The 25,831-nt window shown below is 68.3% G+C and carries 25 protein-coding genes and 2 pseudogenes; 14 read left to right on the plus strand and 13 right to left on the minus strand.

Annotation, left to right across the window (positions count from 1 at the left end; all coding sequences use genetic code 11):
- Positions 1-268: 268 nt before the first annotated feature.
- Positions 269-1,159, minus strand: a complete 891-nt coding sequence (locus tag ABT009_RS40735) for a LysR family transcriptional regulator (protein ID WP_351306589.1) — start codon at positions 1,157-1,159, stop codon at positions 269-271.
- A 151-nt stretch (positions 1,160-1,310) separates the two neighbouring features.
- On the opposite strand from ABT009_RS40735, the gene ABT009_RS40740 reads away from it, so the two are divergent.
- The 6 genes from ABT009_RS40740 to ABT009_RS40765 all read left to right on the plus strand — a co-directional run bounded on the left by ABT009_RS40740 (position 1,311) and on the right by ABT009_RS40765 (position 6,258).
- A complete protein-coding gene (locus tag ABT009_RS40740) occupies positions 1,311-1,757 on the plus strand; it encodes a nuclear transport factor 2 family protein (protein WP_351306591.1) in 447 nt (148 codons plus the stop codon).
- Positions 1,758-1,832: 75 nt separating this feature from the next.
- A complete protein-coding gene (locus ABT009_RS40745; RefSeq protein WP_351306593.1) occupies positions 1,833-3,029 on the plus strand; it encodes an NAD(P)/FAD-dependent oxidoreductase in 1,197 nt (398 codons plus the stop codon).
- A gap of 139 nt (positions 3,030-3,168) precedes the next feature.
- On the plus strand, positions 3,169-4,002 hold the full coding sequence (locus tag ABT009_RS40750) for an NAD(P)H-binding protein (protein WP_351306595.1): 834 nt from the start codon (positions 3,169-3,171) through the stop codon (positions 4,000-4,002).
- Positions 3,999-4,667: an NAD(P)-dependent oxidoreductase gene (locus ABT009_RS40755; protein ID WP_351306597.1), complete on the plus strand. Its 669-nt coding sequence runs from the start codon at positions 3,999-4,001 to the stop codon at positions 4,665-4,667. The genes ABT009_RS40750 and ABT009_RS40755 overlap by 4 nt, the downstream gene beginning before the upstream one ends.
- Positions 4,668-4,812: 145 nt before the next feature.
- The gene (locus ABT009_RS40760) at positions 4,813-5,319 is read left to right on the plus strand and encodes an anthrone oxygenase family protein (RefSeq protein ID WP_351306599.1); all 507 of its coding nucleotides are present in this window, start codon (positions 4,813-4,815) and stop codon (positions 5,317-5,319) included.
- Positions 5,320-5,343: 24 nt separating this feature from the next.
- Positions 5,344-6,258, plus strand: coding sequence for an IS982 family transposase (locus ABT009_RS40765; protein WP_351306601.1), 915 nt, complete (start codon positions 5,344-5,346; stop codon positions 6,256-6,258).
- 567 nt (positions 6,259-6,825) lie between these two features.
- Here ABT009_RS40765 and ABT009_RS40770 read toward each other — a convergent pair.
- From ABT009_RS40770 to ABT009_RS40780, 3 genes are all read right to left on the minus strand, one after another.
- Positions 6,826-6,966, minus strand: coding sequence for a hypothetical protein (locus ABT009_RS40770; RefSeq protein WP_351306668.1), 141 nt, complete (start codon positions 6,964-6,966; stop codon positions 6,826-6,828).
- The gene (locus ABT009_RS40775; protein WP_351306603.1) at positions 6,967-7,650 is read right to left on the minus strand and encodes an MOSC domain-containing protein; all 684 of its coding nucleotides are present in this window, start codon (positions 7,648-7,650) and stop codon (positions 6,967-6,969) included. It abuts the gene before it with no gap.
- A 285-nt stretch (positions 7,651-7,935) separates the two neighbouring features.
- Positions 7,936-8,724: a YwqG family protein gene (locus ABT009_RS40780; RefSeq protein WP_351306605.1), complete on the minus strand. Its 789-nt coding sequence runs from the start codon at positions 8,722-8,724 to the stop codon at positions 7,936-7,938.
- 540 nt (positions 8,725-9,264) lie between these two features.
- Here ABT009_RS40780 and ABT009_RS40785 point away from each other — a divergent pair.
- The 3 genes and pseudogenes from ABT009_RS40785 (at position 9,265) to ABT009_RS40795 (ending at position 12,677) form a co-directional block, all read left to right on the plus strand.
- Positions 9,265-10,098: a PIG-L family deacetylase gene (locus ABT009_RS40785; RefSeq protein ID WP_351306607.1), complete on the plus strand. Its 834-nt coding sequence runs from the start codon at positions 9,265-9,267 to the stop codon at positions 10,096-10,098.
- A gap of 201 nt (positions 10,099-10,299) precedes the next feature.
- Complete coding sequence (locus ABT009_RS40790) at positions 10,300-10,983, plus strand: site-specific integrase (RefSeq protein WP_351306609.1); 684 nt, start codon at positions 10,300-10,302, stop codon at positions 10,981-10,983.
- 273 nt (positions 10,984-11,256) lie between these two features.
- Positions 11,257-12,677, plus strand: a pseudogene (locus ABT009_RS40795) (hypothetical protein).
- 347 nt (positions 12,678-13,024) lie between these two features.
- Here ABT009_RS40795 and ABT009_RS40800 read toward each other — a convergent pair.
- Positions 13,025-13,924, minus strand: a complete 900-nt coding sequence (locus ABT009_RS40800; RefSeq protein WP_351306611.1) for a bifunctional helix-turn-helix transcriptional regulator/GNAT family N-acetyltransferase — start codon at positions 13,922-13,924, stop codon at positions 13,025-13,027.
- A gap of 727 nt (positions 13,925-14,651) precedes the next feature.
- Between ABT009_RS40800 and ABT009_RS40805 the strand changes: the two genes are divergently transcribed.
- Positions 14,652-15,887 carry an epoxide hydrolase family protein gene (locus ABT009_RS40805; RefSeq protein WP_351306613.1) on the plus strand — a complete coding sequence of 412 codons (1,236 nt, stop codon included), beginning with the start codon at positions 14,652-14,654 and terminating at the stop codon, positions 15,885-15,887.
- 494 nt (positions 15,888-16,381) lie between these two features.
- Positions 16,382-16,837 carry a hypothetical protein gene (locus ABT009_RS40810; protein ID WP_351306615.1) on the plus strand — a complete coding sequence of 152 codons (456 nt, stop codon included), beginning with the start codon at positions 16,382-16,384 and terminating at the stop codon, positions 16,835-16,837.
- Between the two features lie 149 nt (positions 16,838-16,986).
- On the opposite strand, the gene ABT009_RS40815 is transcribed toward ABT009_RS40810, so the two are convergent.
- From ABT009_RS40815 to ABT009_RS40835, 5 genes and pseudogenes are all read right to left on the minus strand, one after another.
- Positions 16,987-17,112, minus strand: coding sequence for a hypothetical protein (locus ABT009_RS40815; RefSeq protein WP_351306669.1), 126 nt, complete (start codon positions 17,110-17,112; stop codon positions 16,987-16,989).
- Positions 17,113-17,156: 44 nt separating this feature from the next.
- Positions 17,157-17,267 (minus strand): annotated as a pseudogene (locus ABT009_RS40820) (hypothetical protein); the annotation flags it as partial.
- A gap of 4 nt (positions 17,268-17,271) precedes the next feature.
- Positions 17,272-17,499, minus strand: coding sequence for a DUF6093 family protein (locus ABT009_RS40825; RefSeq protein ID WP_351306617.1), 228 nt, complete (start codon positions 17,497-17,499; stop codon positions 17,272-17,274).
- 534 nt (positions 17,500-18,033) lie between these two features.
- Positions 18,034-18,936 (minus strand): carbon-nitrogen hydrolase family protein, encoded by a 903-nt coding sequence (locus tag ABT009_RS40830; RefSeq protein WP_351306619.1) that lies wholly within the window; start codon positions 18,934-18,936, stop codon positions 18,034-18,036.
- A 694-nt stretch (positions 18,937-19,630) separates the two neighbouring features.
- Positions 19,631-20,458 (minus strand): class I SAM-dependent methyltransferase, encoded by an 828-nt coding sequence (locus ABT009_RS40835; RefSeq protein ID WP_351306621.1) that lies wholly within the window; start codon positions 20,456-20,458, stop codon positions 19,631-19,633.
- A 72-nt stretch (positions 20,459-20,530) separates the two neighbouring features.
- Here ABT009_RS40835 and ABT009_RS40840 point away from each other — a divergent pair, with 72 nt between their 5' ends.
- Positions 20,531-21,133, plus strand: coding sequence for a TetR/AcrR family transcriptional regulator (locus ABT009_RS40840; protein ID WP_351306623.1), 603 nt, complete (start codon positions 20,531-20,533; stop codon positions 21,131-21,133).
- A gap of 216 nt (positions 21,134-21,349) precedes the next feature.
- On the opposite strand, the gene ABT009_RS40845 is transcribed toward ABT009_RS40840, so the two are convergent.
- Entirely contained in the window at positions 21,350-21,940 is a 591-nt protein-coding gene (locus ABT009_RS40845; protein ID WP_351306625.1) for a transposase, read from the minus strand.
- 301 nt (positions 21,941-22,241) lie between these two features.
- Here ABT009_RS40845 and ABT009_RS40850 point away from each other — a divergent pair, with 301 nt between their 5' ends.
- Both ABT009_RS40850 and gap read left to right on the plus strand, forming a co-directional pair.
- The gene (locus tag ABT009_RS40850; protein WP_351306627.1) at positions 22,242-23,198 is read left to right on the plus strand and encodes a GlxA family transcriptional regulator; all 957 of its coding nucleotides are present in this window, start codon (positions 22,242-22,244) and stop codon (positions 23,196-23,198) included.
- A gap of 107 nt (positions 23,199-23,305) precedes the next feature.
- On the plus strand, positions 23,306-24,304 hold the full coding sequence (gene gap / locus ABT009_RS40855) for a type I glyceraldehyde-3-phosphate dehydrogenase (RefSeq protein ID WP_351306629.1): 999 nt from the start codon (positions 23,306-23,308) through the stop codon (positions 24,302-24,304).
- An 82-nt stretch (positions 24,305-24,386) separates the two neighbouring features.
- Here gap and ABT009_RS40860 read toward each other — a convergent pair whose 3' ends face one another.
- Both ABT009_RS40860 and ABT009_RS40865 read right to left on the minus strand, forming a co-directional pair.
- Positions 24,387-25,391, minus strand: a complete 1,005-nt coding sequence (locus tag ABT009_RS40860) for an IS481 family transposase (RefSeq protein ID WP_351306631.1) — start codon at positions 25,389-25,391, stop codon at positions 24,387-24,389.
- 71 nt (positions 25,392-25,462) lie between these two features.
- Positions 25,463-25,828 (minus strand): VOC family protein, encoded by a 366-nt coding sequence (locus tag ABT009_RS40865; RefSeq protein WP_329538112.1) that lies wholly within the window; start codon positions 25,826-25,828, stop codon positions 25,463-25,465.
- Positions 25,829-25,831 lie beyond the last annotated feature (3 nt).

The raw sequence follows: 25,831 nt of genomic DNA on the forward strand, positions 1-25,831 counted from the left end.
CCGATTTTTTTTGGGCTCTCGTGGATGAGCGTCTCTAGAACTCTGTGTGTGCCTGTGGTTTCCGGGCTTTTCGGGCGCGGCGTGGAGGAATCGCGATCCGATCGCTGAGTAGGGATTCGTCAGCGAGGTCGTCTGTGGTGCAGGTAAACAAACGCCCCTCGCGGCGTCGGCTCTCCCCAGCCGCCCGGAGCGGGGCCAGGCCGGCGCCGCCGACTCCGGTCGAACCGACGGGGCTTGCGCTACGCGATCAACTGCCCGTCATCGGCTGTCACAGGGAGATGGGACCGAGGTCAGCGGCGGTCTGGGCCAGTGCGCGGAGGGTGGGGCCGTCGGCGGTGGATCGCCACGTGAGGGCCCAGTGGATGGTGGGGGCGTCGTGAACGGGGAGGAAGACGATGCCGGGGGGACGGTTGTAGCGGGCGGCGATCTCGCCCAGCGGGTGGACACACTGTCCGGAGGCGACCAGAGAGAGAACCTCGTGGAAAGTCCGCGCGGCGGGCCCGCGCGGGATACGGCGGCCGAGCGGCGTACGCGTGGGGATCATGGCCGCGATCCAGTACTCGGGGGCGTCGGGGCCGAGGTCGACGACATGGTTGTCGCCGAGGTCTTCCAGCGACGCGATGCCGCGCTCGGCCAGTGGATGGTCTGCCGCCACGGCGAGCACGCGGCCTCCGGTCAGCACGGTCGGGCCGACCGTGAGGTCCGGTTCGGCCACCGGAAGCCACAGCACGTGCGCGTCGTGCTCTCCGGTGCGCAGCGCGGTGAACGGGTTGCTGCCGTAGATCTCGCCAAACTGGACATCGCTGCCGGGGTGGCGGGAGCGGAAGGCCTCGATGAGGGGGCGCAGTTCGTGGCCGGCATGGCCGAACACACCCAGGCGCAGGGTCTGCCCCGTCCCCGCTCCGGCCGCTTCGGCGCGGGCGAGCCCCTCTCGGAGAAGGTCGACGGCCTGCTGGAGGTCCTCGCGGAGACGCCGGCCGACCGGGGTCAGGGCGACGCGCCGGCTGGTGCGGTCGAACAGGACGACGCCGAGGCGCCGTTCCTGCTTGGCGATGGCCTGACTGACGCGGGCCTGGGACACATGAAGCCGCTCCGCGGTGCGGCCGAAGTGCAGCTCCTCGGCCAAGGTCAGGAAGATCTCGATGTCACGTAGCTCCATGCACAACCCCCCGTCCATACATAACCGCCACATTATGAATAGCCCAAGGAACCTTACATTGTTCCGCTGGCCCGCCCGCACCGATGCTGGATACATCACCACCGGACAGGCGGCACACGCCTGACGCACACATGGATGGGGAGGGAAACCGATGGGCGACATGCGGGCCATCGCCGATCGCATCGAGATAGAGGCGCTGCGAGCCGAGCTCACGGACGCGGTGATGATGCGTGACTTCGACCGCGCCGTCGCGCTGTTCACGCCCGAGGGCGCCATGCGCTGGCCGCACATCGACAAGGAGTTCGTCGGTCGCGAGGAGATCCGCGCGGGGATCGAGTGGGGCCAGTTGCTCTGGGAGTTCTTCGTGCAGAACGTCCACCCGGGCGTCATCCGGCTGGACGGCGACACCGCGGCCGGCCGGGCGTACATCCAGGAGTTCGGACGGATGCGCGACGGCAGCTCGCACCTGAACTACGCCTTGTACCACGACCGTTACGAGCGAACCGCCGACGGCTGGAAGTTCAGCGAACGCATCTACGAGGTCCGGTACCTGGACTCCACCCCGCTCCGCGGCTCGGCGCCGGAGCGCCTCGGCTGATCCGTCCTGCACGCCGTCATGGCGTGCCAAGTCGACATCTTGCGTGCGAATCCCTGAAAGCGGAGGAAAGAAACCATGGCTGAGAACACCGAAGTCGTCGTGATCGGCGGCGGTTACGCCGGGGTCATGGCGGCCAACCGGCTGATGCAGCGCGACGACGTGACCGTGACGCTGATCAACTGCCGCCCGGACTTCGTCGAGCGGATCCGACTGCACCAGCTGGCGGGCGGGACGCACGAGGCCGTCAGCGACTACCGGAAGGTCCTGGGCGAGCGCGTCCGGCTGGTGGTCGACACCGTGACCCGGATCGACGCGACGGGGCGCGGGGTGGAGCTGGCGAGCGGCGACACGGTCGGCTACGACTACCTGATCTACGCGGTGGGCAGCGGCAGCGCCGACCCGGGCGTGCCCGGAGCTGCCGAGTTCGCCCACCCGATCGCCACGTTCGAGGAGGCGCAGCGACTGCGGACGGTCCTCGACGCCGCTCCCGCCACGGCCCCTGTGATGGTGGTCGGAGCCGGTCCGACCGGCATCGAGACCGCCGCCGAACTGGCGGAGGCGGGCCGCACCGTGACCCTGGTCTGCGGCGGACTGCTCGGGCCCTACCTGCACCCGAACGGCCGCCGCTCGGTCGCCGAGCGGCTGGCCCGCCTCGGTGTGACCGTGCTGCAGGGCCCCGACACGAAGGTCACGGAAGTGACCGGCGACACCGTGCGCCTCGGCGACGGCCGTGAGCTGTCGAGCGAGGTCACCATCTGGACCGCCGGGTTCGGCGTGCCGGACCTGGCCGCCCGCAGCGGGCTCACCACCGACGCCCTGGGCCGCCTGCTCACCGACGAGACCCTGACGAGCGTCGACGACGAGCGGATCGTCGCCGCCGGGGACTCGGCGGCACCGTCGGACATGCCGTTCCGGATGAGCTGCCAGGCCGCGGGCCCGCTGGGCGCGCACGCCGCCGACACGGTGCTCAGCCGCATCGCGAGCAAGCGGCCCGCACCGATCGACCTGGGGTTCGCCGGCCAGTGCATCAGCCTGGGGCGCCGCGCAGGCGTTTTCCAGTTCGCCCACAAGGACGACACCGCCAAGCGGCTCCATCTTGGCGGCCGAACAGGCGCGAAGGTGAAGGAACTCGTGTGCAAGCTCACCATCAAGCAGCTGGTGAACGAGGCACGCAAGCCCGGCTCCCACACCTGGGCCAAGGGCGAGCAGGGCCGCCGACTGCTGCGGGCCCAGCGCCGCGAGACGGCGGCCACCGCCGAACAGTCCGCCTGAACCACGCACCGGCAGCCGACGTGAGGCCGCATGCCGATGGTCCTGGCACACGGCTCGTCCGTGACGCCTTCCCGCGATACGAACCGCGATCACCCACCGCGCAAGATCGACTATCGACACACGCACTAGGGGTTCAATCATGATCCTGATTACCGGGGCCACCGGCGTCGTCGGCCGGGAAACCGTGCGCCTCCTGGTTGAGGGGGGAGCGAAAGTCGCCGCTGTCACCCGCAACCCCCACGCCGAATTCCCCGCGGGTACCCAACTCGTCCACCCCGCGGAGCTTCCCACCATCGACGGCGTGGAGGCCATCCTGCTCAGCCCACGTGCCGTCGGATCCGCCGCTATCGACCTGTTGGCCCGCGCCCGTGAGACGGGCGCGGCAAGGGTGGTCGTGCTGTCCGCCGTGACCGTGCAGTACCCGGCTGGGCACGCATGCTTCCGGCAGCAGTTCCAGGCGGTTGAGGACATCGCCAAGGGGGGCGGCCTGGACTGGACGATCCTGCGCTGCGCCGACTTCGCCGCCAACACCCTCGCTTGGGCCGGGCAGATCCAGGCGACCGGGACCGTGCGGGGGGCATACCCGCACGCGAGGACCTCGACCGTCGACGAGCGTGACATCGCTGCGGTGGCCGCCCTCGCCCTGACCCACCCGCAGCACAACGGTCAGACGTACCTGCTCACCGGAGAGCAGTCGCTGAGCCAGCCGGAGAAGGTCGCCGCGCTCGGCGCGGCGCTCGACCGGACACTGTCGTTCGTCGAGGCCGCACCGGACGAGATCCGCCGCGGCATGCTCGCCGCCGGCCTGCCCGACGAGGTACCCGACCGGCTGCTCGGCTCGCTGGCCGACTACGCCCGCGAAGCCGGGCCCACCACCGACACCGTGCGGCGGCTGCTGGGCCGCCCGGCACGCACGTACGCCACCTGGGCGCAAGACCACCGTGCCGCCTTCACCGCAGGAGGACCCCGATGAAACTCACGATCGTGGCCGCCACCGGCGGTATCGGACGGCACCTGGTCGAGCAGGCAGTAGCCGGCGGGCATGACGTCACCGCCGTGGCCCGCCGCCCACGTGAGCTGCCGGGCGGCGTCCGGGCGGTCGCCGTCGACCTCACCCGACCCGACATGCGGACGCTCGCCGCGGCGGTACGCGGCGCCGACGCCGTACTGTCCGCGCTCGGCCCGCGAAACCCGCGCGCGGACGCGGGCATCACCTCGCGTGGCACCCGCGCGATCGTCGCGGCGATGCAGGCAGAGCACGTCCGGCGGATCATCATCGTCAGCGCCGCACCCGTCGGACCGGTGCCGGTGCCTGGCCGGCCGACGCCACCCAGGCACGATCCCGGCGATGGCTTCTTCATGCGCTACCTGGGCGGCCCGTTGACCCGGGCAATGTTCGGCCGGCACTACGCCGACCTCGCCGTGACCGAGCAGACCCTGCGCGACAGCGGACTGGAATGGACGGTGTCGCGCCCGCCCAAGCTCACCGACAAGCCCCTGACCGGCAGGTACCGGACCGCGTGGAACCGCAACATCCGGGGCGGGTTCTCCGTGTCACGCGCCGACGTCGCCCACCACATGCTCGCCATGGTGAACCAGCCGGACACCATCGAGCAGGTCGTCGGAATCGCGAACTGACGAATACCAGCCACGCACACGACCCGGGCTGCGGGTAAAAAGCGGGCGACAACCCGCGACGGTCACCAACAAGGTCAAGAAGATGCCTCGGCCGTCCCGCCCGCCCCTTCGCCGCCCGGGTCACCCATCACGAAAGAACGTGGTCATGACGACGTACGCCCGTTTCACCAGCCTCGTATTCGCGGGGCTATTCGCTGGATTCCTCACTTCAGTCCTTGTCCTGGAACTCTCGCTGCGCAGCTTCGACAGCACCGTCTACACCCAGGTCCGGCTGGTCGAACTCGACTCCCTCGACAAACTCGCCGTCGCCACACTCCTGCCGGCGCTGATCGCCACAGCGGTACAGGTTTACCAGACCTACCGAACAAACACCCGATGGTTGACCGTGGCCGCACTCGCCCTCCTGGTCTTCGTTTTCGGCCTCACGCTCATCGTCAACCTGCCCATCAACTCCGACCAGCTCCACTGGAACGCCCAGGCCCCGCCCTCCAACTGGACCAACGTACGGGACCGCTGGCAGATCGCCCACGCTGTCCGGACGATGGCCGCGGTCCTCGCCTTCGCGGTCCTCGCCCTTGCAGCGCCGTTGCCTTGTACACGTCGTTCAAGCTCGCCGAACACCTCGGCGCGGAGGGATCGGCTGCGCGCATGAGGTGAGGGAGTCCAACGTCAGTGTGTGAAGACAGAGTTGGACTCCCTCGCGACCGCACTCTATGTAAAGACCGACGACCTGCTGAAGGACTCGCCGCATCTCGCTCCGCGGCGGCCGACGGTGGGGATCACCCCGCTGCTGAGCGACGCCGAGCTGGTCACGCTCGCGATGATGCAGGCCATGCTCGGTTTCACCTCCGAGGCCAGGTGGCTCCGCCACGCCCGCTCCCGCCTGCGGCATCTCTTCCCGTACCTTCCCAAACAGCCCGGCTACAACAAGCGGCTGCGCAAGGCCGCCGAGCTGCTGCGTCGAGTCACCCGGCTACTGGCCGGCTACACCTCCGTGTGGAGCGACGACGTGTGGATCGTGGACTCCACACCGGTGGAGTGCGGCCGCTCACGCGAGACCGTGAAACGTTCCGACCTGGCCGGATGGGCCGAGTACGGGTACTGCGCCAGCCACAGCCGCTTCTTCTGGGGCCTGCGGCTGCACCTGGTGTGCACCCTCCAGGGCCTGCCCGTCGCTTTCGCCCTGACCGGGGCCAAGGCCGACGAGCGCGAGACCCTGCTGGACCTGCTTGCGGCCGAACCGGGCCTCGTCGCCGCCCGGCCTGGACAGAAGCTGATCGGCGACAAGAACTACTTCGGCCGCGACTTCGAGCATCAACTGGCCGAGCAGGGCATCCGGCTGCTGCGGCCGGCCCGCAAGGGCGAGCCGGAACGGCCCGGCGCACCGCTGTTCAAACCGTTGCGGCAGGTCATCGAGTCAGTCAACAAAACCTTCAAGGGCCAGCTCGACCTCGAACAGCACCGCGGACGCACACCCGGCGGCGTCATCGCCCGGGTCATGCAGCGCATCCTCGCACTGACCGCCGCGATCTGGCACAACGACCATACCGGCCAGCCCACCCTGCGCTCACTGACCGCCTACGACCACTAACCCTTGGAATCGATCATCTAGCAGGATTCGGTCTCATACACCAACAAGACCAGATGCGAGCCCGGTTGCAGTAGCCCCCTTTTGCCCTTCACCGATCTACAGGGCCGCGCAGCAATCAGCCGCTACGGCTCATGGGGCAGAGGTCGCGATCGGCGTGTTGTCAGGAGCTGATCGGTTCTTGGACGCTGTCAGAGCACGGCTACGGTCGGCGGTTTACATGGCGGGCGCTCCCGACTGCGCAGCGGTTCGGTCGCGTGCGTTGCAAAGGCCAGCGGGGAGGGGGAGGGGAGCCGGGCTGGGGCCGGAATGTCGTCGACCCGAACGCAGATCTGACGGACGAACAGTGGGCCCGGGCTGGAGCCGCTGTTGCCCAGAGGGAAGAGGCCCGGACGGCCGCCGATATGGACACGGCCGCAGCTGATCGACCCGATACGTTGGCGGACCCGGACGGGACGCCGTGACGGGGTGTGCCCGAGCGGTACGGGCCATGGGACCGGGTGTACGACCTGTTCCGGCTCTGGCAGCGGGACGGCACCTGGAAGTACATCTTCGCCCATCCTTGCGCACTCACGTGCGCAGAGTCTTCCCGGTGATCCCGAGGTCTGCGGCCACCGCCGCGTACGTGCGCTTGCCGCCGGTCGCCCGGTACGAGGCGACGGCGGAGGTCGGCCCTATGAGCGGCCGAGGCGGGCGTGATCGTGATGACATTCAGTCGAGCCAGCGGGCCTTGTCCCCGATACGGACATGGCCGGGTGTCTCGACCGCCGCGTACACGCCGAGGGCGTTGCCGAGCTCGCGGGCGACCCAGCGCAGCACGGCGCGGTCATGCGGGACGGTCGGAGTCTCCTTGGTGATCATCACGCAGCGGTCGCACCCCTCGGTGAAGCGCAACCGCAGCGTGCCGATGGCCATCCGGCGGCCGATCCAATCGTGCTCGGGGTACCCGGTCGCGTGGTCGCCGGGCACGTCGTCGAGCACCAGGTTAGGCCGGAACCGGCTGGCGTCTATCGCACTGTCCGGCAGCGTCGAGCCGAGGCTGCGCAGCGCCGTCGTTGTCAATACATGGAGCGCGGCGTCAGGCCGGTGCGGCTGGTGCTCGACCAGCGTGACCTTGGTCTGGACAGCCGCACTGAGCCGACTGGCGGCGTCAGGCGCATCGGAGCGGAACCGCTGGCCGTCCGGCAGGACCAACTCGGCCACGCCCGGCCCGAGGGTGACCGCCCGCAATCGCATGAGCGCCGGAACAGCACCGGCCCAGGTGACCTCTTCCCGCTCGTCGTGGATGGCGATGCCCCGGTCACCCTCGATCCCGAGCACACCGACCGTGGCGGCGGTCAGTCGCTCACCGCCCACCGACTTCACCGGATACCGCCACAGTTGGTCGACCCGCATCCATCGCCCCCTTCATCCCAGCGGTCCGGCGACCGTAGTCGACGGCTGCCGCAGGCAAGCACAGCGACGATCACCGTATCGGGGGTCATGCCGTCGTTCCACCGCCGCCGTGACCTCCACCTCCCCATGTGGTGCTGGAGCCGGATGGAAGTCGGATCCGACGTGGCGCTGAGACGTGCAGGTGTCCTGTCGCATCCAATCTGGCGCATTCCCACTCGATCTCATTCGGGCTGGCAGATTCTCACTGCCTCGAACTCGGAGCGGGCGGCGTTTGCTTCGATCGAGTCAGTGCAGATCCACCTGGAAGGGATGGCGGTGGTCGGCGGGGCAGGTGAAGATCCGCAGGTCACCCCACCGCCCTACGACGACCTCAGTCACGTCGTCGCTGGACACCGTGAACAGCAGCCTCATCTCGGTGGCGCACCTGTCACATCGGAAGACCATCGGGTGCGTCAGATGCCATGTCGGCCACCCACCAAGCTTCCATCCCCCGACACGGGTGATCACGTCGCCGCCGTCACCAGTCCTGCGCACCAATTCTTCCAGGGCCGGTCGGAACTCGGGAGGCAGTTCCTCGCGAAAGGGGAAATCGGCCAGTGGCTCACCAATGATCGTGCATGGCTGTGGCAGATGACCGTCCTCAGAGCGCCGTGAAGGAGAGGGTGACGCCGCCACGGTGCGGCCGATGTCAGCCGCGCGACGCCATCGCACCTCAACGACCGGGCTGACGTCGGCCTGCTGGGCGGGGGGATCCCAGTGTTCGTTGGGGCACCACAGAATCTGCAGGAGATCGGTGCCGGCGGGCCACCATGGTCCTGGCATGTCACGCTCGAAGATCTGGGCGACCGGCACCATCGCCGTCGCAGGTAGTCCTGTGGGGTCCGTCTCGTCGGGTAGCGAGCACGTAGGCCATGGTTCGTCATCGGGCCAGAGCAGCGGCCCGCCGATCGAGCTGTCCCGTGCCGTCGGCTCTCCCCGCTCTGGGCGGAGCACAACGGCCTCGCGAGCAAAGGGCGCGAGGCCCGGCAGAGCATCGAGTGTCGCCTTGGTCGAAGGTCTCGAGCTGTGCGTCATGGTGTCTTCCTGTCAGCCGGTCGCAGATCGCTCGTAACGTATAGGTCCCTGGTGACAGCGATACCCTCGCGGGTTCATACGCAGAGCCGGAGGTGGATCTCCGCGACGGTGGCAGCGCCGCGGTTGGTACGGCCCCAGTTCCCCCTGGCAGCCCCTCGGAGCCAACGGGCAAATCGCGCACCATTCCGCAGAAGCAAGTTGCATTGAGAATGCTGCCCCTAGGGTTCTCATAGAACTTGGCAGCCCCACAGCTCAGCTCAAGATCCACGGACAAGTTCAATGCGACGGGACAGCAGGTCGCGCCTGTACCTCGTTCGCGTTGAAACGCCGACGCCTGGAAGGCCAAGGCCTGGAAGGCCAAGCGGCCGTGCCGGGAACAGCCGGCCCGGTCGGCACGGTTGCATCGACCGAGGGACCGGCGCCGCACGGGCGGGTACGGAGACCACAAGGTCGTCCGCCCCACCAGGATCCGGGCCCCGGGATCGCGGTACGCCCGCCGCGCACTCGGACCAAGACGTATTTCTGCAGGAGGACTATTTCATGACTGACCGGCCCTTGACGCTCATGGCAGTACACGCCCACCCCGACGACGAGGCCACCGGAACCGGAGGGGTCCTCGCGCGGTACGCGGCGGAAGGCATCCGCACGGTTCTCGTGACGTGTACCGACGGCGGTTGCGGTGACGGAACGGGGGGTGTCAAGCCGGGCGATCCCGGGCACGATCCGGCGGCCGTCGCCTTGATGCGCCGTCAAGAACTCGAGGCGAGCTGTGACGTCCTGAAGGTCAGCGATCTGGAGATGCTGGACTATGCCGACTCTGGGATGACGGGCTGGCCGAACAACGACGCCCCCGGATCCTTCTGGCAGACCCCCGTGGAGGAAGGCGCCGCCCGACTTGCGGAACTCATGCGGCACTACCGACCCGATGTGGTCGTCACCTACGACGAGAACGGCTTCTACGGCCACCCCGACCACATCCAGGCCCACCGCATCACGATGGCGGCGCTGGAGATGACCGCGCTGACACCGAAGGTGTACTGGACGACGATGCCCCGCTCGATGATGCAGCGGTTCGGGGAGACCGTGCGCGAGTTTCATGAGGACATGCCGGAGCCGGATCCTGCTGAGGCCGCCGCGATGGCCGAGATCGGCCTCCCCGACGATGAGATCACCACGTGGGTGGACACCACCGCATTCAGCGGTCAGAAGTTCGATGCGCTGGCCGCGCACGCCAGTCAGGGCGAGAACATCTTCTTCCTCAAGATGGGCAAGGAGAGGTTCGGCGAGTTGATGGGCATGGAGACCTTCGTACGTGTCAAGGACGCCACCGGCGCGGCCGTACCCGAGAACGATCTCTTCGCCGGACTGCGCTGATCCGCCCGTGCGACCGGGGCCCGGGAAAGCTCATCGGCCGCACGGCGCGATCGAGCGGGTCACACACCGGAGGCTTGTCCACGCGAGTTCCGCTCCGGCAGCCCGCGTCCAGGCCCTCGCCGACGGCGTCGACGCGTGCAGCCACTTCCCTATTGAATCTTCGTGTTGCAGCAGGTTGTGTTGCGCGTGAAGGGATGTGTATTGAGCAAGCTCTGGTGTGTGCACTGGGTGACGAGAGGCTCTGTTCCGGCGAGTGATCACCCTGTCCTTCGGCGGTGGACCGACCTTGATGTACGCGAGGCACGTTGGCGGATCGACCCTGGCGATATATTCATCACGGACCCCATGTACAGGGTCGACGTGCGCTTGACCCACTACCTGACCCGCTCGTCGTTCGCACGGTTGGCCAGGGAGACCCGGCGGAACTACGCCAATGACTGCTGTCTGTTCTTCAACTTCTTGTGGCAGCGGGGCAAGAACTGGTGCGATGCCGACCTCAACGACCTGTTGGATTTCGAGGACTGGCGACGCTGGTCGCCGCGGAACCCGGAACGGATCGGCGGCTCGAAGTGGAACCGGGAGCTGGCCGCGCTGACGCGGCTCTACAAGTGGGCCGTACGAAAAGGGCATATGGCTGCAAGTCCGGTCGTCGAGCGTGAGGTGATGGGTCGGCGCGGGGAGATGGTCAGCGTCCCGGCCGTGCGGGCGTCCGATGTCCGGTCGAGCAACGTGAAGTGGCTTACGCCCCGGGCCTACCGCCTGTGGAGGGATGTTGGACTACGCGGATACGACGCCGACGGCCGCAGGGATGGGACCTGGCGGGGCGCCGACGACGAACGCAGCGGGCTTCCCAACGGCCTTCCGACCGAGATCTGCCCTTCCTGATGTCAGGCGTCACCAGTATGACGCCCCCGGCCAGTAGCCGCTGAGGCCATACGCGCCCGGACAGCCTCCGGTCCGGTGTGTGCGAGCGTGGAGAAGGGCCACGTGGGCGGTTCGGTCACGCGGCGAGCATGAGCCAGTTGTGGCAGAGGGAAGAGCCACGACAGGTCCCGGGGCGGCCAGGCGCATCACGGCAGGTTGACCAGCCATTTCGCGCGACCTGCGCTCCACCCAGCCCTACGATCGCCCGGTAGGCCGGGTGGATCGGGGGCGGGAATGCGTGAGGACATCAGGGGCGGGACAGCGGCGGCGGTTCGGCTCGCGGAGGGTGCTCCACTTCGGGACGCGCTTGTCGTCGCCGACCCCGGCGACTGGCTCGCGCTGGACGCAGGAGTGCGGGAGGTTGCCTGGTACCGGTCGGAGCCCCTGCCGGAGTGGGAGCACGCCGCACCGCTGCCTGTCGACTTGACGCAGCTCGGTGAGTCCCGGCTCGCGCTCGCTCTCTGCCACCGCGACGGGCGGATCCGTGAGCTGGCGGTGCGTCGATCGACGCGGTACCCCGGTCTGCTGCCGCTGATCGCGATCCGCTGCGCCGACTGGGTCGAACAGTACGCGAACGCGCCCGGGAGCTGTTGCGTAAGGCTCTGGACGGGGGCAACGCCGTTGATCTCGCGCCGCTGATCCTGCGCGTCGGCCGCCGCGACAGAGGTGCCTTCGGCGTCAATCTGCTCGGGGAGGTCCTACGCCGGGCACCCCACGGGTGGCTCGCCGCTCTCTTCGCCGCCCCCGACCGCACTGTACGGCGGTTCGCGTACCGGCTGGCCGTGGAGCAGCAGGTCCTCCGCCCCGCCGAGCTGGCCCGCGCGGCCACCCGGGACGATGACACTGTGGTCCAGGACCTGTGCGCCACAGCGGCGATCACAGCACTGCGGGACGACGACGCGTACGACGACGTGCTCACACCACTGCTGACCGCGCGCAACCCGCGTACCCGCTCGGCCGGCGTCACCGCGCTGCGGCGGGCGAGGAGTCCGGAGCAGGCACAGTCGTTCCTCAGTGACCGCTCAGCACTGGTGCGCGCCTGCGCCCGGTACGTTGTACGACAGTCCGGAGGTGATCCGACGGCCTGGTACCGAGAGCGGTGCGCGGCACCGGACGATCCCGAGCTGCCACCCGGTGCGGTCATCGGGCTGGCCGAGTGCGGAAGCCGCGCGGACGCCGAGTTCCTGTGGCCGTTGCTCGCGCACCCGGCCGCCAGGGTGCGGGCGCGGGCCGTGGCCGGGCTGCGGGCACTGGACTTCGCGGGCGGGGAACGGCTGCGGCCGCTGCTCGACGACCCCGCCCCGGGTGTCGTACGCGAAACTGCCGTCGCCCTGCTGCCGTCGGCGAAGGATCTGCCCGCTGACTGGCTGCTGGAGCGCATCGGTTCTCAGCGGCCGCGGCATGTCCGGGTCGCCGCATTCCGGCTGCTCGACGCGTGCGGCGGGGTTGTGGCGCTGCGAGTGGCGGTCGGACTGCTGGATGACCCGGACGTGAAGCTGCGTACCTGGGCCGGGCAGTCCGTGCAGCGTTGGCACCCGTCCGCGGATGTGCGGCGCGGGGACGCGGATGTGGGCGAGTTGCTCGACCGGAGCCGACACCGCTTCAGCGACCACGTGCTGCGGCGGCGCAAGTGGGAGGCCGGGTTGGACGGCTGAGTTCACCTGGCGGAAGTGCGCTGCCGGCGGTGCCGCCTTCGCGGAGCGCCGGCAGATTCACTGGGATAAGCACTCGAACGAGGCGGCTTGTGTGGGGACGGCCTGGTGGTGCGCTAGGAGTCCGCGGGAAGCAGCTGAACCGGCCCCGCCCAGGTCTGGCCATCGGCCCACGTCTGGACTGCACGAACGGACCAGTGACCGCGCGACATGGGACTGCCATCCGCTACGCGGACTCCGCGCGGGCCCTGCTGGAGCAGGCCGCCGAGGACGGTCCCGTGCCTTGACGCAAACCCAAGGGTCCATCCGCCAGAACCAGGGCAGTGGACCCCGCGGGTTCGTCGGAACCCTCACCCCGACGGCGCTGTGGTGATCCGCTTCTCGAACCAGTGGTGTGCATACGGCTCGTCGTTGAAGGCGGTGACCTCCTGGAAGCCGTAGGAGTGATACAGGCCGATCGCAGCGCTGAGAGCCTTGTTGGTGTCCAGCCGCAGTACGTCAAAACCGTGCAGGGCAGCCCGCGCCTCCAGCTCGGCCAAGAACCGGCGGCCGAGGCCGAGCCTCCGGGCGTGGGGCGCGACCCACATGCGCTTGACTTCGGCCGGGGCGCCTGGCGGTAGTTTCAGACCGGCGCAGCCGACGAGCTCGCCGTGCAGCCGGGCAACCAGGAACAGCCCGTGCGGCGGCCGGAGTTCGCCCGCGTCGGGCAGCAGACTCCGCGCGGGATCGAAGCCGGTCTCGAAGCGCTCCTGCAACTCGGCAAAGTAGGACCGCAGGCATTGCTCGCCGTCGGGATGATCCGGGTCGACGGCATCCAGCGTGACCGTCGCGGCGGTCAGCAGCCGGTCGACCTCGGCCATGGCGGCGACCAGCCGGGAGCGCTGGGCGGCGTTGAGCGGCTCCAGCAGGGAGCCGGCCAGCTCGTCGCTGCGGTTATCGAGCAGGGCGCGCTCCGCGCGGCCCGCCTCGGTGAGCCGGACGGTGCGCACCCGTCTGTCCTGGGGCTGCGGCTCCACCGTCACCAGACCCTCGGTCTCCAGGGAGCGCAGCAGCCGGCTGACGTACCCGGAGTCGAGCCCGAGGCGCTCGCGCAGCCGCCGCACGTCCTTCCCCTGCTCGCCGATCTCCCACAGCAGCCGGGCCTCACCGATGGGCCGGTCGCGGCCCAGGTAGTGGTCGTGGAGCACGCCCACGCGTTCGGTGACGATGCGGTTGAACCGCCGCACCTGGTCGATCTGCATCGCATCCATTCTCTGACTCTAGTCAGAGAATCTTGTGTGCGACCAGAGGCAGTCCGCGTGGGGACGCACCGAGGGCTGTCCGGTCACGGCCGCAGCCCTTAGCCTCATCACCATCCTCGTGTTTCACTCGAACCCACGGATGCGCCAGCCTGAAGCACACCGGTCGACCCGTGGGTTCGCGATGAAGAGGCTTCGGTTCCCCTGAACCCATGGGGCTCTCGCACGTTGAGCGCCTTGGCGAGTTGGGGCACAAGGCGGAAGCGGGCGGTGTGGTATTGGAGTGCCACCTTGCCCTTGCCGGTTCGGCATGGGGGAGCCCGTGGGGGGCGGCGCAGGTGGACATCGGGCAGTCGTGCGATTCCACGCGCTTGAAGTCGTCGCTTACGACCCCGGGCTGTTTCATGTGGGTGTTTCAGTCGGCCAGTCGTTTTCAACAACTCATGAAACATGTTCGCCGCAGGTGGGTTGCCGCGCGGCCGGGTGTTTCACGAGCGACCACCTATGCAACGCCGCCCCGGGGGCGGATGTGGAAACGTCCCATCGTCAGAGCCGTTGAGTGTCCGCGCCGGAGCTCCGCTCCGGATCTTGGGGCTCCTTCGCTCCTGCGGTCTCTGCGGTCCTGTGCGCGGCATCGCGTGATCGCGATCAGCCCTACGTCGGCATTCCGGGCACTGAGGCGGGGAATTGTCCAGGCCGACGGCACCGCTTCCCTCCCCACCCAGTAAGGAACCACACCATGACCACCCCGCACGCCTTCCCCCTGGAGCCCACCCCGATCCATGTGTCCGACGAGGTCCTCAATGACCTGCGCGACCGTCTCACACTGACCCGTCCGCCGCTGGACGAGGGGAATGGGGACTGGTCCTACGGCGTCCCGGACAGCTATCTCCGTGAGCTGGTCGCCTACTGGCGGGACGGCTACGACTGGCGCAAGGCCGAGGCCGCGATCAACATCTACGAGCACTACCAGGTGAGCGTCGCCGGTGTCCCGGTGCACTTCATGCGCAAGCCCGGCCGCGGCCCTCGCCCGATCCCGTTGATCCTCACCCACGGCTGGCCGTGGACGTTCTGGCACTGGTCGAAGGTGATCGACCCGCTCGCCGACCCGGCCGCGTTCGGCGGTGACCCCGCCGACGCGTTCGACGTCCTCGTGCCGTCCCTGCCCGGCTTCGGTTTCCCCGGCCCGCTCACCGGCTTTTCGGACGTCAACTTCTGGAAGGTCTCCGACCTCTGGCACACCCTGATGACCGAGACCCTGGGATACGAGAAGTACGCCGCCGGGGGCTGCGACATCGGCGGGATCGTCTCCAGCCAGCTCGGCCACAAGTACGCCGACGAGCTGTACGGCATCCACATCGGCTCCGGGCTGCCGCTCGACTTCTTCACCGGCCCCCGCGCCTGGGACTTCGCCCGGAATCGGCCCCTCACCGACGACCAGCCCGCCGACGTCCGCGCCCGCATCATCGAGCTGGACCACCGCTCGGCGTCCCACCTCGCCGTGCACATGCTCGACGGCGCCACCCTGGCCCACGGGCTGAGCGACTCACCCGCCGGACTGCTCGCCTGGCTGCTGGAGCGCTGGAACGCCTGGAGCGACAACGGCGGCGACGTGGAGTCCGTCTTCACCAAGGACGACCTGCTCACCCACGCCACGATCTACTGGGTGAACAACTCCATCGCCACGTCGATGCGTTACTACGCCAACGCCAACCGCTACCCCTGGGCCCCCGCCCACGACCGCACCCCGGTCGTGCAGACCCCGGTCGGCCTCACCTTCGTCACGTACGAGAACCCGCCCGGCATCCAGACCGCCAACGAGCGCGTCCGGGCATTCAAGACCGGCCCGCAGGCCGATTGGTTCAACCACGTCAACGTCAACGCCCACGACCACGGCGGCCACTTCATCCCCTGGGAGAACCCCGACGCCTGGGTGAGCGACCTGCGCCGCACCTTTCACGGCCGCAGGCCCTGAACGACCCTGCGGGCTCGTCTGGTGACGGGACAGGCGAACGTTGCCTGGCGGGGGCGTGCGCGTCGGCCGACTGGCCCGCACCGCCCGCCACGCCGTCTGCCTGAGCACGTCACGCATGTGTCCAACCTGACAGGCAGTGAATCCGCAAGAGCCTGGTCCCCCTGCTGCATCGAAAAAGCGCAGCGGTGACCGTCACCATGAACCCAGAACAGGTCAATTGGCGTACGAGGATGAGCACCTGCACCAGGGCCCAAGGCACCACGTCTGAGCAGGGGTAGAGCCGTTGTCGACTGTCGTCACTGTCGTCGTTGGTCGCCCTCGGACGGCCCCGCTCTGGGCCCGGAAGAACCACGTAGACGGTCGGGTAGGACAGCAGCGCGGGCAGCCACTGGCGGCCAGACGCCCGCCACCCAAGAGTTGACCACGCCGACTCGGCAGGCCATGATCCCCTCGACCAACTGAGCGAATTCTTCAAACCACTTGGGGGAATCCCGATGAGGAAGAGACTGAGGAACCGCGTCGCCACGCTCCTGGCGGCCAGTGCCCTGATGTGCGGAAGCTCCCTCACTCTCGGAGCGACCAACGCGGCGGCTGCCGGGTGGACCTTCGAGAAGGGCGCGGTGTCCTCCAACGGGAGCTTCTCCATCGGCGCCTACTACAACGGCACTTACGCGGGCGCCATGGTGTGGAACGCCGACCCCCTCAACGGGGGCAGCATCCCCGGCGACGCGTTTCAGGTGGTAGACCGGCTTTCCGACGGGCGGGGCATGGAGGCCACCATGATCTCTCCAACCACCGGACGCGTTGCCACCACGCGCGGGCACGAAGCCACCTACTACAGCCCGTGGAACACCGGCAATCTGGATGAGGGCACTCCCGTTTACATCCAGCTGTGCGCGGTCAAGGGCGACTATGCGGACTGCAGTCTCGCGTACAGCGGTCACGCGTAACCACACGCTCACCGCCTGACCTCGAGGCATCTCGCCGCTCGCCCCCCGGAAGCCGTGGGGCGAGCGGCCCTTCTCTGGCCCATGGCCGAGCCCGAAGTGCGAGACGGTGGACGACTCCGAGGCGGCCACCCCACCGGCTTATGCCCGACTCATTCCGTGGGCAGCGCGATCGGCGCCGTCACAGGAGTGACGAGCCGGTACCAGGCCGAGCCCTCCGACAGCCAGTCGACGCCGAGGACCTGCCGCAGCACGACCTGCCCGTGCGTGGACAGCACCGCCCCTGGCCCTCATACACGACGCTGGTCGGGGTCTGGCCCGGCTCCCCCGTCACCGGGTCCAGCACGGGCTGCCCCGCGGTGCGGGAGATCCGCACCGTGTCGGTCAACTGCGCCTCAAGGTCGGCCTTTGCCTGCGCGAGATCCACCGGCATCCGCTCACGCCCCCGTCGACTGCGTGGACTCGTCCAGCCACGTCGTCCGCACCACCGCGAGGGAGTTCGCGTCGGAGATGGCCAGGACCCGCCACACCCGGTTGAGCAGGCCCGGGTCCTGCGTGGCGACGGTGACCCGCACCTGGTCGTCCCGCGAGGCGAGCGGCGCATCCAGCGGGGTCAGCAGCCGGTAGCCGACGGGCGTACGGGGGTCGGGCAGCAGCCTGTCCATGCGGATCCAGTCCTCCAACAGCACAGCGCCCCCGCGCCGACGATCAGTGTAGCCACAGCCGTAGCCACACAACCCGCGTGCTGAACGACAGCTACTGGGTCTGCTGCGCCGGGACGGCCGCCTCGGACTGAGCCGCGCGTCGGCGCGTTCTACAAGAAGGTCCGCGCCCGCGGCGCCACCCCGGACAGCGAGCAGCGCCTGCGCAAGCAGGTCCGCCGACTCAAGGAGCTACGGGCCGCCGACGCGGAGGAAATCGCCCAGCTCAAGGCCGACGTCGAGGCACTGGTGGGCGCTCTGCACCAAACCACGGTGGAGAACGGTCGCCTGCGCCATCAACTGGCGGATCGTGCATCGGTAGTCCGCACGCTCCCGGCGCAAGCGCCTTCCCCCCAGTAGCGGCCAGGTGCAAGCCGATAAACCAGGCGCTTCCGCTCGTCAGCCGTTTCACCAAGGTGAGGGACGGACTCAAACCGAGGTGTTCGCGGCGCCGGGAGCCATCCCGTACGCGCGAACCCCTCGGATTCTGCTTCTGAGCTAGAAGGCCGCTGTCCGGTCTTCGCTGCGCGGGTCGATCACCTGGTGCTCGGTGTAGACGCCCGCGCGCGCCTCACGACGCCAGGGACGCGCGTAGGTCAGTGCCCATGTGGCGGCCTCGGAACTGTCGTCGAGGTTCACGACGGCTACTGACGGCGAGTCGTCCGCGGGGCACCGCGCAAGCCAGTGGCCATTGGGAGCGACGATTCCGGACGGTGCGGTGGCGCTGTGCTGTGTCGGCCCTGACAAGCTGACCCAGTAGCTGTTGACCGCGGCGTGGCCTTGGGCTTGGGCGGCGGTGTTACCCGGGGTGCCGCTGGTAGAGAACAGGACGCAGTCGACATCCAGCTTCTCGTATTCTGCGAACAACTCCGGGTAGTGGATCTCCATGCCGAGCAGGCAGCCGAAGCGCACACCGTCGACCTCGAAGGTCACCGGTGAGACGCCCGGCGAGTACATGTACGAGACCTTCGTCTTCGACAGCAGGCGCTCGTCATAACGCGTGACGACCCCGCCGCGATCGGAGATGACGTAGAGACTGTTGTGTGGACGGTTCGGGCCGGTCAAGCGGTGCACCGATGCGATCACCGTCCACAACCGCAACTCGCGGGCCAACTCGGCGATCGCAGCCAACTCCGATTGGAGCACCGGCCACTGGCATCGATCCCAGTCCGCCGGGCCGACCGCGTCCGGGCCGTCGACGGACATGACGAACTTGCTGGGAAAACAGATCGCGCCTTCCGGAAAGTGCACGATCCTCGCTCCCTGAGCACTGGCCTTGCGCATCAGTGCACGGACCTCACGCCCACTTTCGCGCAGCGCTTCAACGTCTCGTGGGTCTTCGCGTACAGGGGTCTGCGCTACGGCGAGCCGCACGCTCTTGGGATTCCTTGCTTCCGACATGACGTCTCCTGATGGAGTCGGACGGAAGTGCCGGAGGGCGGACGTGTAGGACTCGCCGGTCTTGGCGGCGCGGGCACGCACTTGGCGCTTGAAGTTCCTACGGGCTGTCATCGCGGCCTTCCACGCCTTGAGCGACGGCTCCCCAGCAACCTCGCCCGAGGCGATCGGGCTACGAAAACGACCTGAGACGCTGGTCCCTTTGCCTCCGATGGGAGACCGTGCTGGGGACGGTCGCGGGAGGTTTGGCGTAGGCCACGCAGTCGGTCATCATGCCGTCGCTCGCGGGCTTCGTCAACATCCTTCAACACGTCCAGCGCACCGTCGAATAGCCAGCTGCTGGAGAGAAACACCTCAGCTCAACACGCTGAACTTGACAGAGAAATCGGCGGTGATGCGTCGGCAGGCACGGTCTTCCACTCGGATCACGGGGGGGGGGCGAGAACTCCATGATCTTGGAAGCCCACGCCTGTCACGTTCCCAGAACCCCGTCGAACTGACAGGTCGTCACGCGTCCGTCAAACGTCTACGGCGAAGCTCTGACTGCCCGCCCAACGACGAACCCCGCCCTTCCGCGTTGGAAGGACGGGGGTTTGCGGTGGGGAGGTCACGTTCGCAGGTCGCGATCGTCAGAAGCTGTGGTGCGGAGTCGGCGTAGCGGATGGCGGTCTTCTCGTCGATGCCGAAGACCATGGACTCAGGACGTGCCGGCGCGTACGGCGGTCGCTGCCAGGGTGGTGTAGTTCATCGTGAAGCGTCCACCCAGGGAGTCGATGGCGCCCCCGACCGCATCCAGTACCTCGGCCAGCTGATCGGGACGGAGTTGGGTGAGGCCGCCGGTGGTGGGTAGCAGATCCAGCCATTGGTCGCGCGTGTAGGACTGCTCCCAGTCGAATCGCCACTGTTCGGGATCGTTGAACTGTTCGGTCTCGCGGATCTTGTCGGCGAACTTCGCGTATGCCGCCTGGTAGAGGTCGAGCGGACGTCGGGCCGGTTGGCCGTTGAGCGGGGAGTCGGGCGCCGCCCGCCGGTAGGCAGCGGCGAACGGTTCGGCCACCTCGGTTGGCGGCTCGTACACGTGCCCGAAGATCGCCAGCCGTCCCCCTGGACGCAGCACATGTGCCGCCTTCACGGCGCCGGCGACCGGATCCACCCAGTGCCACGACTGGGCGGCGATGACCGCGTCGAACGTCCGGCCGGCTGGCTGCCAGGCTTCGAAGGCCGCCATCTCGACCTGCAGGCCACGGGCTCGCGCGAAGTCGGCCATCCGCGCATCAGGCTCGACGCCGAGCACGGCGCAGCCGGCGGCCTGGAACTGGCGGGCTGCTATGCCGGTGCCGCAGCCGACGTCGAGTACGTCAGGTCCGGGGCTTCCGGCGATGATCCGCGTCACCAATGCATCGGGGTAGCCGGGCCGGGCTTGGTCGTAGCGTTGCGCGTCCGCGCCGAATGACTCGGCCATTTGCCGGGCCTTATGCGGCTCCGCCGGGGATGGTTCTGGTTGCTCTCGCGGTAAGGTGGGCATGCGCCCACCTTAGTGGGCGCATGCCCACTCGACAACGGATGTCAGCAGGTTGATGCACGAGAGGATCTGTGAGTGCCGACTGGGGTGCACCTTCGCGACGCGCGGCAGCAGCTGTTCGACGCTGCCGAACGCGTGCTTCTGCGGGACGGGCCGAACGGGCTGACCAGCCGGGCCGTCACCGACGAGGCGGGCTGCGCCAAAGGCGTCCTACACCGGCACTTCACCGACTTCGACGCCTTCCTCACCGACCTCGTGCTCGACCGGGCCGCGCAGCTTGAGACGCAGGCGAGTGCGCTGCGCGAGTCCGCCGGAACCGGCACGGTGGCCAACAACCTCACCAGCGCGCTGACCACCCTGTTCGGACCGATTCCGGTGGCAATCATCCCGCTCATCACCTTCCGGGACGAGCTACGCGCACGGCTGCGGCAAGCCAGGCCCGGAGGTGGCATCGCGATCCTCGCCCAGGCCACGACCGCGATCTCCGCTTATCTGGCCGACGAGCGTGAACTGGGCCGCATAGCGGCCGACGCCGACATCGACTCACTCACCCTCTCCCTGGTCGGTGGCGGGCATCTCCTGTTCGCAGACCGCGACCCCGGCCCGCCGGCCACGGCAGCCGTCAACAAGCTCGTGACAGCGGTTATCGCCGATGCCGTGCAACGACGACCGGCCTAGGGGCCCCTGAGTGTCGGTAAACGCACGTTGTACTCGTGACGGACTGTTACCTGTCCATGCCTCAGTAGTGGAACGGCAGTGACAGATTCTGAGTACAGGGCCGGCCCCGTCTGCCGATAGGACTCGAGGGCCCAGATGATCTCTAGGACTCGGCCCTGCATCAGCGCGGCATGAGCCCCGCCTAACAAGAGGCTCGTGAACCGTCTTCAGGACCCATTAGATGATCTCGGCGCCGGGGTGGGCGGCCAGCCAGGTGACGAGGGTCTCGGACGAGCGGTCGGGCAGGAGGTCGATCACTGCGGAGGCGTCGACGTCGACCAGGATGGTGCCGTAGGTACGGCCCTTGCGGAACGCGAAGTCGTCCACGCCCAACACCCTCGGACTGGACAGGGCTCTGGTGGCCGGCGGATCGGGCAGGGCCATCAACAGGCTGATCAGCGTGACCCGGCTGACCGCCACCGCGAGGACCGCCGCGATCCGCGCACCGGCCCGGCCTGCCAGGGACAGAGCGAGCTCCAGCAACAGGCAGTGCAGCAGCGGGGTGCGGCGCTGATAGCGAATGGTCAGGCCGTCGACTTGCTCGACGAACGTGCAGCGCGAGCAGTCACGTTGGTCGCAGAACAGGCGGCGCACCGACAGGTCGATGACCACCGGCCGCCTGGCGACGGAGGTATCGGCGAGATGCCGTTGGCAACGGCTGTGCACACGGCGTGCGGATGTCCCGCAGTCCGGGAAGACCACCGCGCGGCCTTCCGGAGTACACGCGGTGACATGCACCGTGCCACCCTCCACGAACACCCGCTTCACCTGTACCGACTTTAGGTGCGGGAACACGATATCCAGAAGCTCGTCACACATAGATGACGATGCCAGAAATGTGACGCTCCGTCACCCGTCACGAAAATCTTGCCTGAACCCTGAAATTCTCCACCAGCGCTCACCTCGTTCCCCCAGACCTGCTCTTGTTCCCCACCCACAGATCGGCTGGAGGCGGGCGAAGGGTGGGACGGGCGGTGGACTGCAACGTGGAAGACAGCCCGGCCGGTGTGTCGTCTGCCCGGTCCGCGCAGTGGGCGTATCGAAGTCACGCCCCACGTAACCTCTTCCTGTGCCAGCCTCCCGCCTGCATTGCATCGCCGTTCTTGTGCTCGAGGGTGCGAAGCCGCTCGATGTCGGAATTCCCGCGCAGGTTTTCACGACCCGCGCGAGCATGCCGTACGAAGTGCGGGTGTGCGGGGCGACACCCGGTCTCGTGACCGGCGGCGATGGCCTCGCGTACTACGTCGCCCACGGCCTCGACGCGCTTGCGTGGGCCGACATCGTCTTCGTCCCCGGCTACCGGTTCCCGGACCGCGACGACCCGCCGCAGGCCGTCGTCGAGGCACTGATCGCCGCCCACGACCGGGGCGCGCGGCTCGCCGCCATCTCGACGGGCGCCTTCGCGCTCGCCGCCACGGGCCTGCTCGACGGCAGGCGCGCCACGACGCACTGGCACTACACGCGGGCACTCGTGGCCAGGCATCCGCTCGTCCAGGTCGACGAGAACGTGCTGTTCGTCGACGAGGGCAGTGTGCTCACCTCGGCCGGCGCCGCCTCCGGCATCGACCTGTGCCTGCACATCCTGCGCGGCGACCTCGGAGTGGCCGCGTCCAACCACGCGGCCCGGCGTCTGGTTGCCGCCCCCTACCGCAGCGGCGGCCAGGCCCAGTACGTGCCGCGCAGCGTCCCCGAGCCGCTCGGCGAGCGGTTCGCCGCCACCCGCGAGTGGGCGCTGCACCGGCTCGGCGAGCCCCTCACCCTCGACATACTGGCGCGGCAGGCCGGGGTCTCGCCGCGCACGTTCTCCCGGCGCTTCGTCGAGGAGACCGGCTACACGCCGATGCAGTGGGTGATGCGCGCCCGCATCGACCTGGCCCGCGAACTGCTCGAGCGCTCGCAGCGCAGCGTCGAACAGATCGCCGCCGACATCGGGCTCGGCACCGGCGCGAACCTGCGCCTGCACTTCCAGCGCATCCTCGGCACCACACCGAGCGAGTACCGGCGCACCTTCACCCGGGGCGAGTAACCCGCCCGGCACCGCGTGGCGGGATCCTTTTGAACCATGGCGATCCCGCCACTGTCAGAGGCGCTAGCCTCGGGCGACCCTGGTGGCGAAGGGAAGGGACATCACTCATGACTCGCATCGCCATCAACGGATTCGGCCGCATCGGACGCAATGTGCTGCGCGCACTGCTGGAGCGCGACAGCGCCCTCGAGATCGTCGCCGTCAACGACCTGACGGAGCCCGCCACTCTCGCCCGGCTGCTCGCCTACGACAGCACGGCCGGCCGGCTCGGGCGCCCGGTGACCGTCGACGGGGACACCCTCGTCGTTGACGGCCGTCGGATCACGGTGCTGGCCGAGCGCGAACCGGCGCAGCTGCCGTGGGCCGAACTCGGCGTCGACATCGTCCTGGAAGCCACCGGCCGCTTCACCTCGGCCAAGGCCGCCCGCGCCCACCTCGACGCGGGCACGAAGAAGGTACTCGTCAGCGCGCCGTCGGACGGCGCCGACGTCACGCTCGCGTTCGGGGTCAACACCGACGCCTACGACCCGGCCGTGCACACGATCGTCTCGAACGCCTCCTGCACCACCAACGCGCTCGCGCCGCTGGCCGCGGTCCTCGACGAACTCGCCGGTATCGAACACGGGTTCATGACGACGGTGCACGCCTACACGCAGGAGCAGAACCTGCAGGACGGTCCGCACCGCGACGCCCGTCGCGCCCGGGCCGCCGGCGTCAACATCGTGCCGACCACGACCGGCGCCGCCAAGGCGATCGGCCTGGTGCTGCCGAACCTCGACGGCAAGCTGTCGGGCGACTCGATCCGCGTACCGGTGCCGGTGGGCTCGATCGTCGAACTCAACACGACCGTCACCCGCGACGTGACGCGCGACGACGTGCTGGCGGCGTACCGCGCCGCAGCGGAGGGGCCGCTCGCTGGCATCCTCGAGTACTCGGACGACCCGCTCGTGTCGTCCGACATCACGGGCAATCCCGCCTCGTCGATCTTTGACTCGGCCCTCACCCGCGTCGACGGCCGCCACGTCAAGGTGGTCGCGTGGTACGACAACGAGTGGGGCTTCTCGAACCGCGTGATCGACACGCTCGAGTTCCTCGCCACCCGCTGACCGGACGCCGGGGGTGGGACCCCGCCTCCGGCGACCGCGCCGGCCAGCACTTCCTTTGGGCGCTCTAGATGATTCCAAGGGGTTAGTTGTATGAGGGCTCGACGTTGGTGACGCTCTCGCGGAGGCGTGCTGCTGGCGGCTTTCCGGCGGCAGCACTATGCGGCCGGTGGTAGTTGTAGTGGATGTTCCACACTGTGATCGCGGCTGACCGGGCGTCCTCGCTGGTGAACTCGCGGGCGTAGAGGACTTCCTCGGCCATGATGCGCTGGTAGCACTCCACCTTCCCGTTGTGCCGAGGTGTGTATGGTTTGGTTCTCTGATGCCGGGTGCCTTGCCCGACGATGCGGGCGAAGTCGCCGGAGCGGTAGCAAGCGCCATTGTCGGTGACGACCCGGTGGATGTGGTTGATGCCGTGGGCGGCGAACCAGACCTTCGCCCGGGCGAGGAAAGCAGCAGCCGTCGCGCCCTTCTCATCGCCCAGCGGTTCTGTGTAGGCGAGCCGTGAGAAACCATCGACGATGGAGTGCAGGTAGACGTAGCCACGCTTCGCCCCGGCCGACTTCGCCCGACTAGCGACCTTGGCCTGATCGCTGTCCCGGCCGTGGATCCGCCACCCGCCGCCATCAGGGATCCGGCCGACCTTCTTCACATCCAGGTGCACCATGTGTCCGGGCCAGCGGGCGATGATCTTCCCCGGCTTCCGGTTGTTCTCACCGCCTGGGTCGATGAAGCGGCGTTCGCCGAGGCCGAGCCGGGTCAGGTGTCGGCTGACAGTTCGCCGGTTGATCACAAAACCGATACTCACAAGTTCGTCGGTGATCCGTTGCGCGGACCACTTGTGCTCGCGGCGCCAGGACTCGATCTGCTCGATGACCCATGCTGGAGTCGCGTTCGGACTCCGGTGCGGACTCGACGGCCGGTCTTGCAATCCCGCATCACCGTGTAGCCGCCAGCGATTTACCCACTTGCTGGCGCATGCGCGAGAGATGCCCATCTCAGCGGCGACGTGGGCGATGGGACGTGTCTGGCACCGCTTCACGAGCCGCCTACGGCCCTCGACGCTCAGGGGCGCATTCGCGTGGGGCACTCGTCGTCCTCTCGAAGTCAGACGACGGCAGGCGCGACACCTATCGTGCGCGCCTGCCGCATTGCGGCCTTTCAGTCCTGCGGTGCGACGCGGATACGGTTCCCGTCAGGATCGGCTGCGAGGAAGGTCAGCCCGAACCCCGCATCATGAGGCTCGCGCAGGATCGTGACCCCCTTGGAATTCCACTGCTTAAAGGTCGCGTTGAGCTCGTCGGGTCCACCGTCGATGGCCAGGCAAACCTCACTGGTGCGCGGGACGTCCGGTGACAGATCCTCGAACTGGCCAGACCACAGAGCGAGGTCAGCGCCTGGCCCGAGGTCGAAGGTGATGTATCCCGAAGTCTCGAACGAGGGGCTCATGCCGAGGAGGTCGCCGTAGAAACGAGCTGCGGCGGGAGCGTCGTTCACGTAGACGATGGACACGACGGATGTGGTCATGGT

Origin of the sequence: Streptomyces sp. NPDC002896, assembly GCF_040295225.1 — a bacterium.
GTDB lineage: Bacteria > Actinomycetota > Actinomycetes > Streptomycetales > Streptomycetaceae > Streptomyces.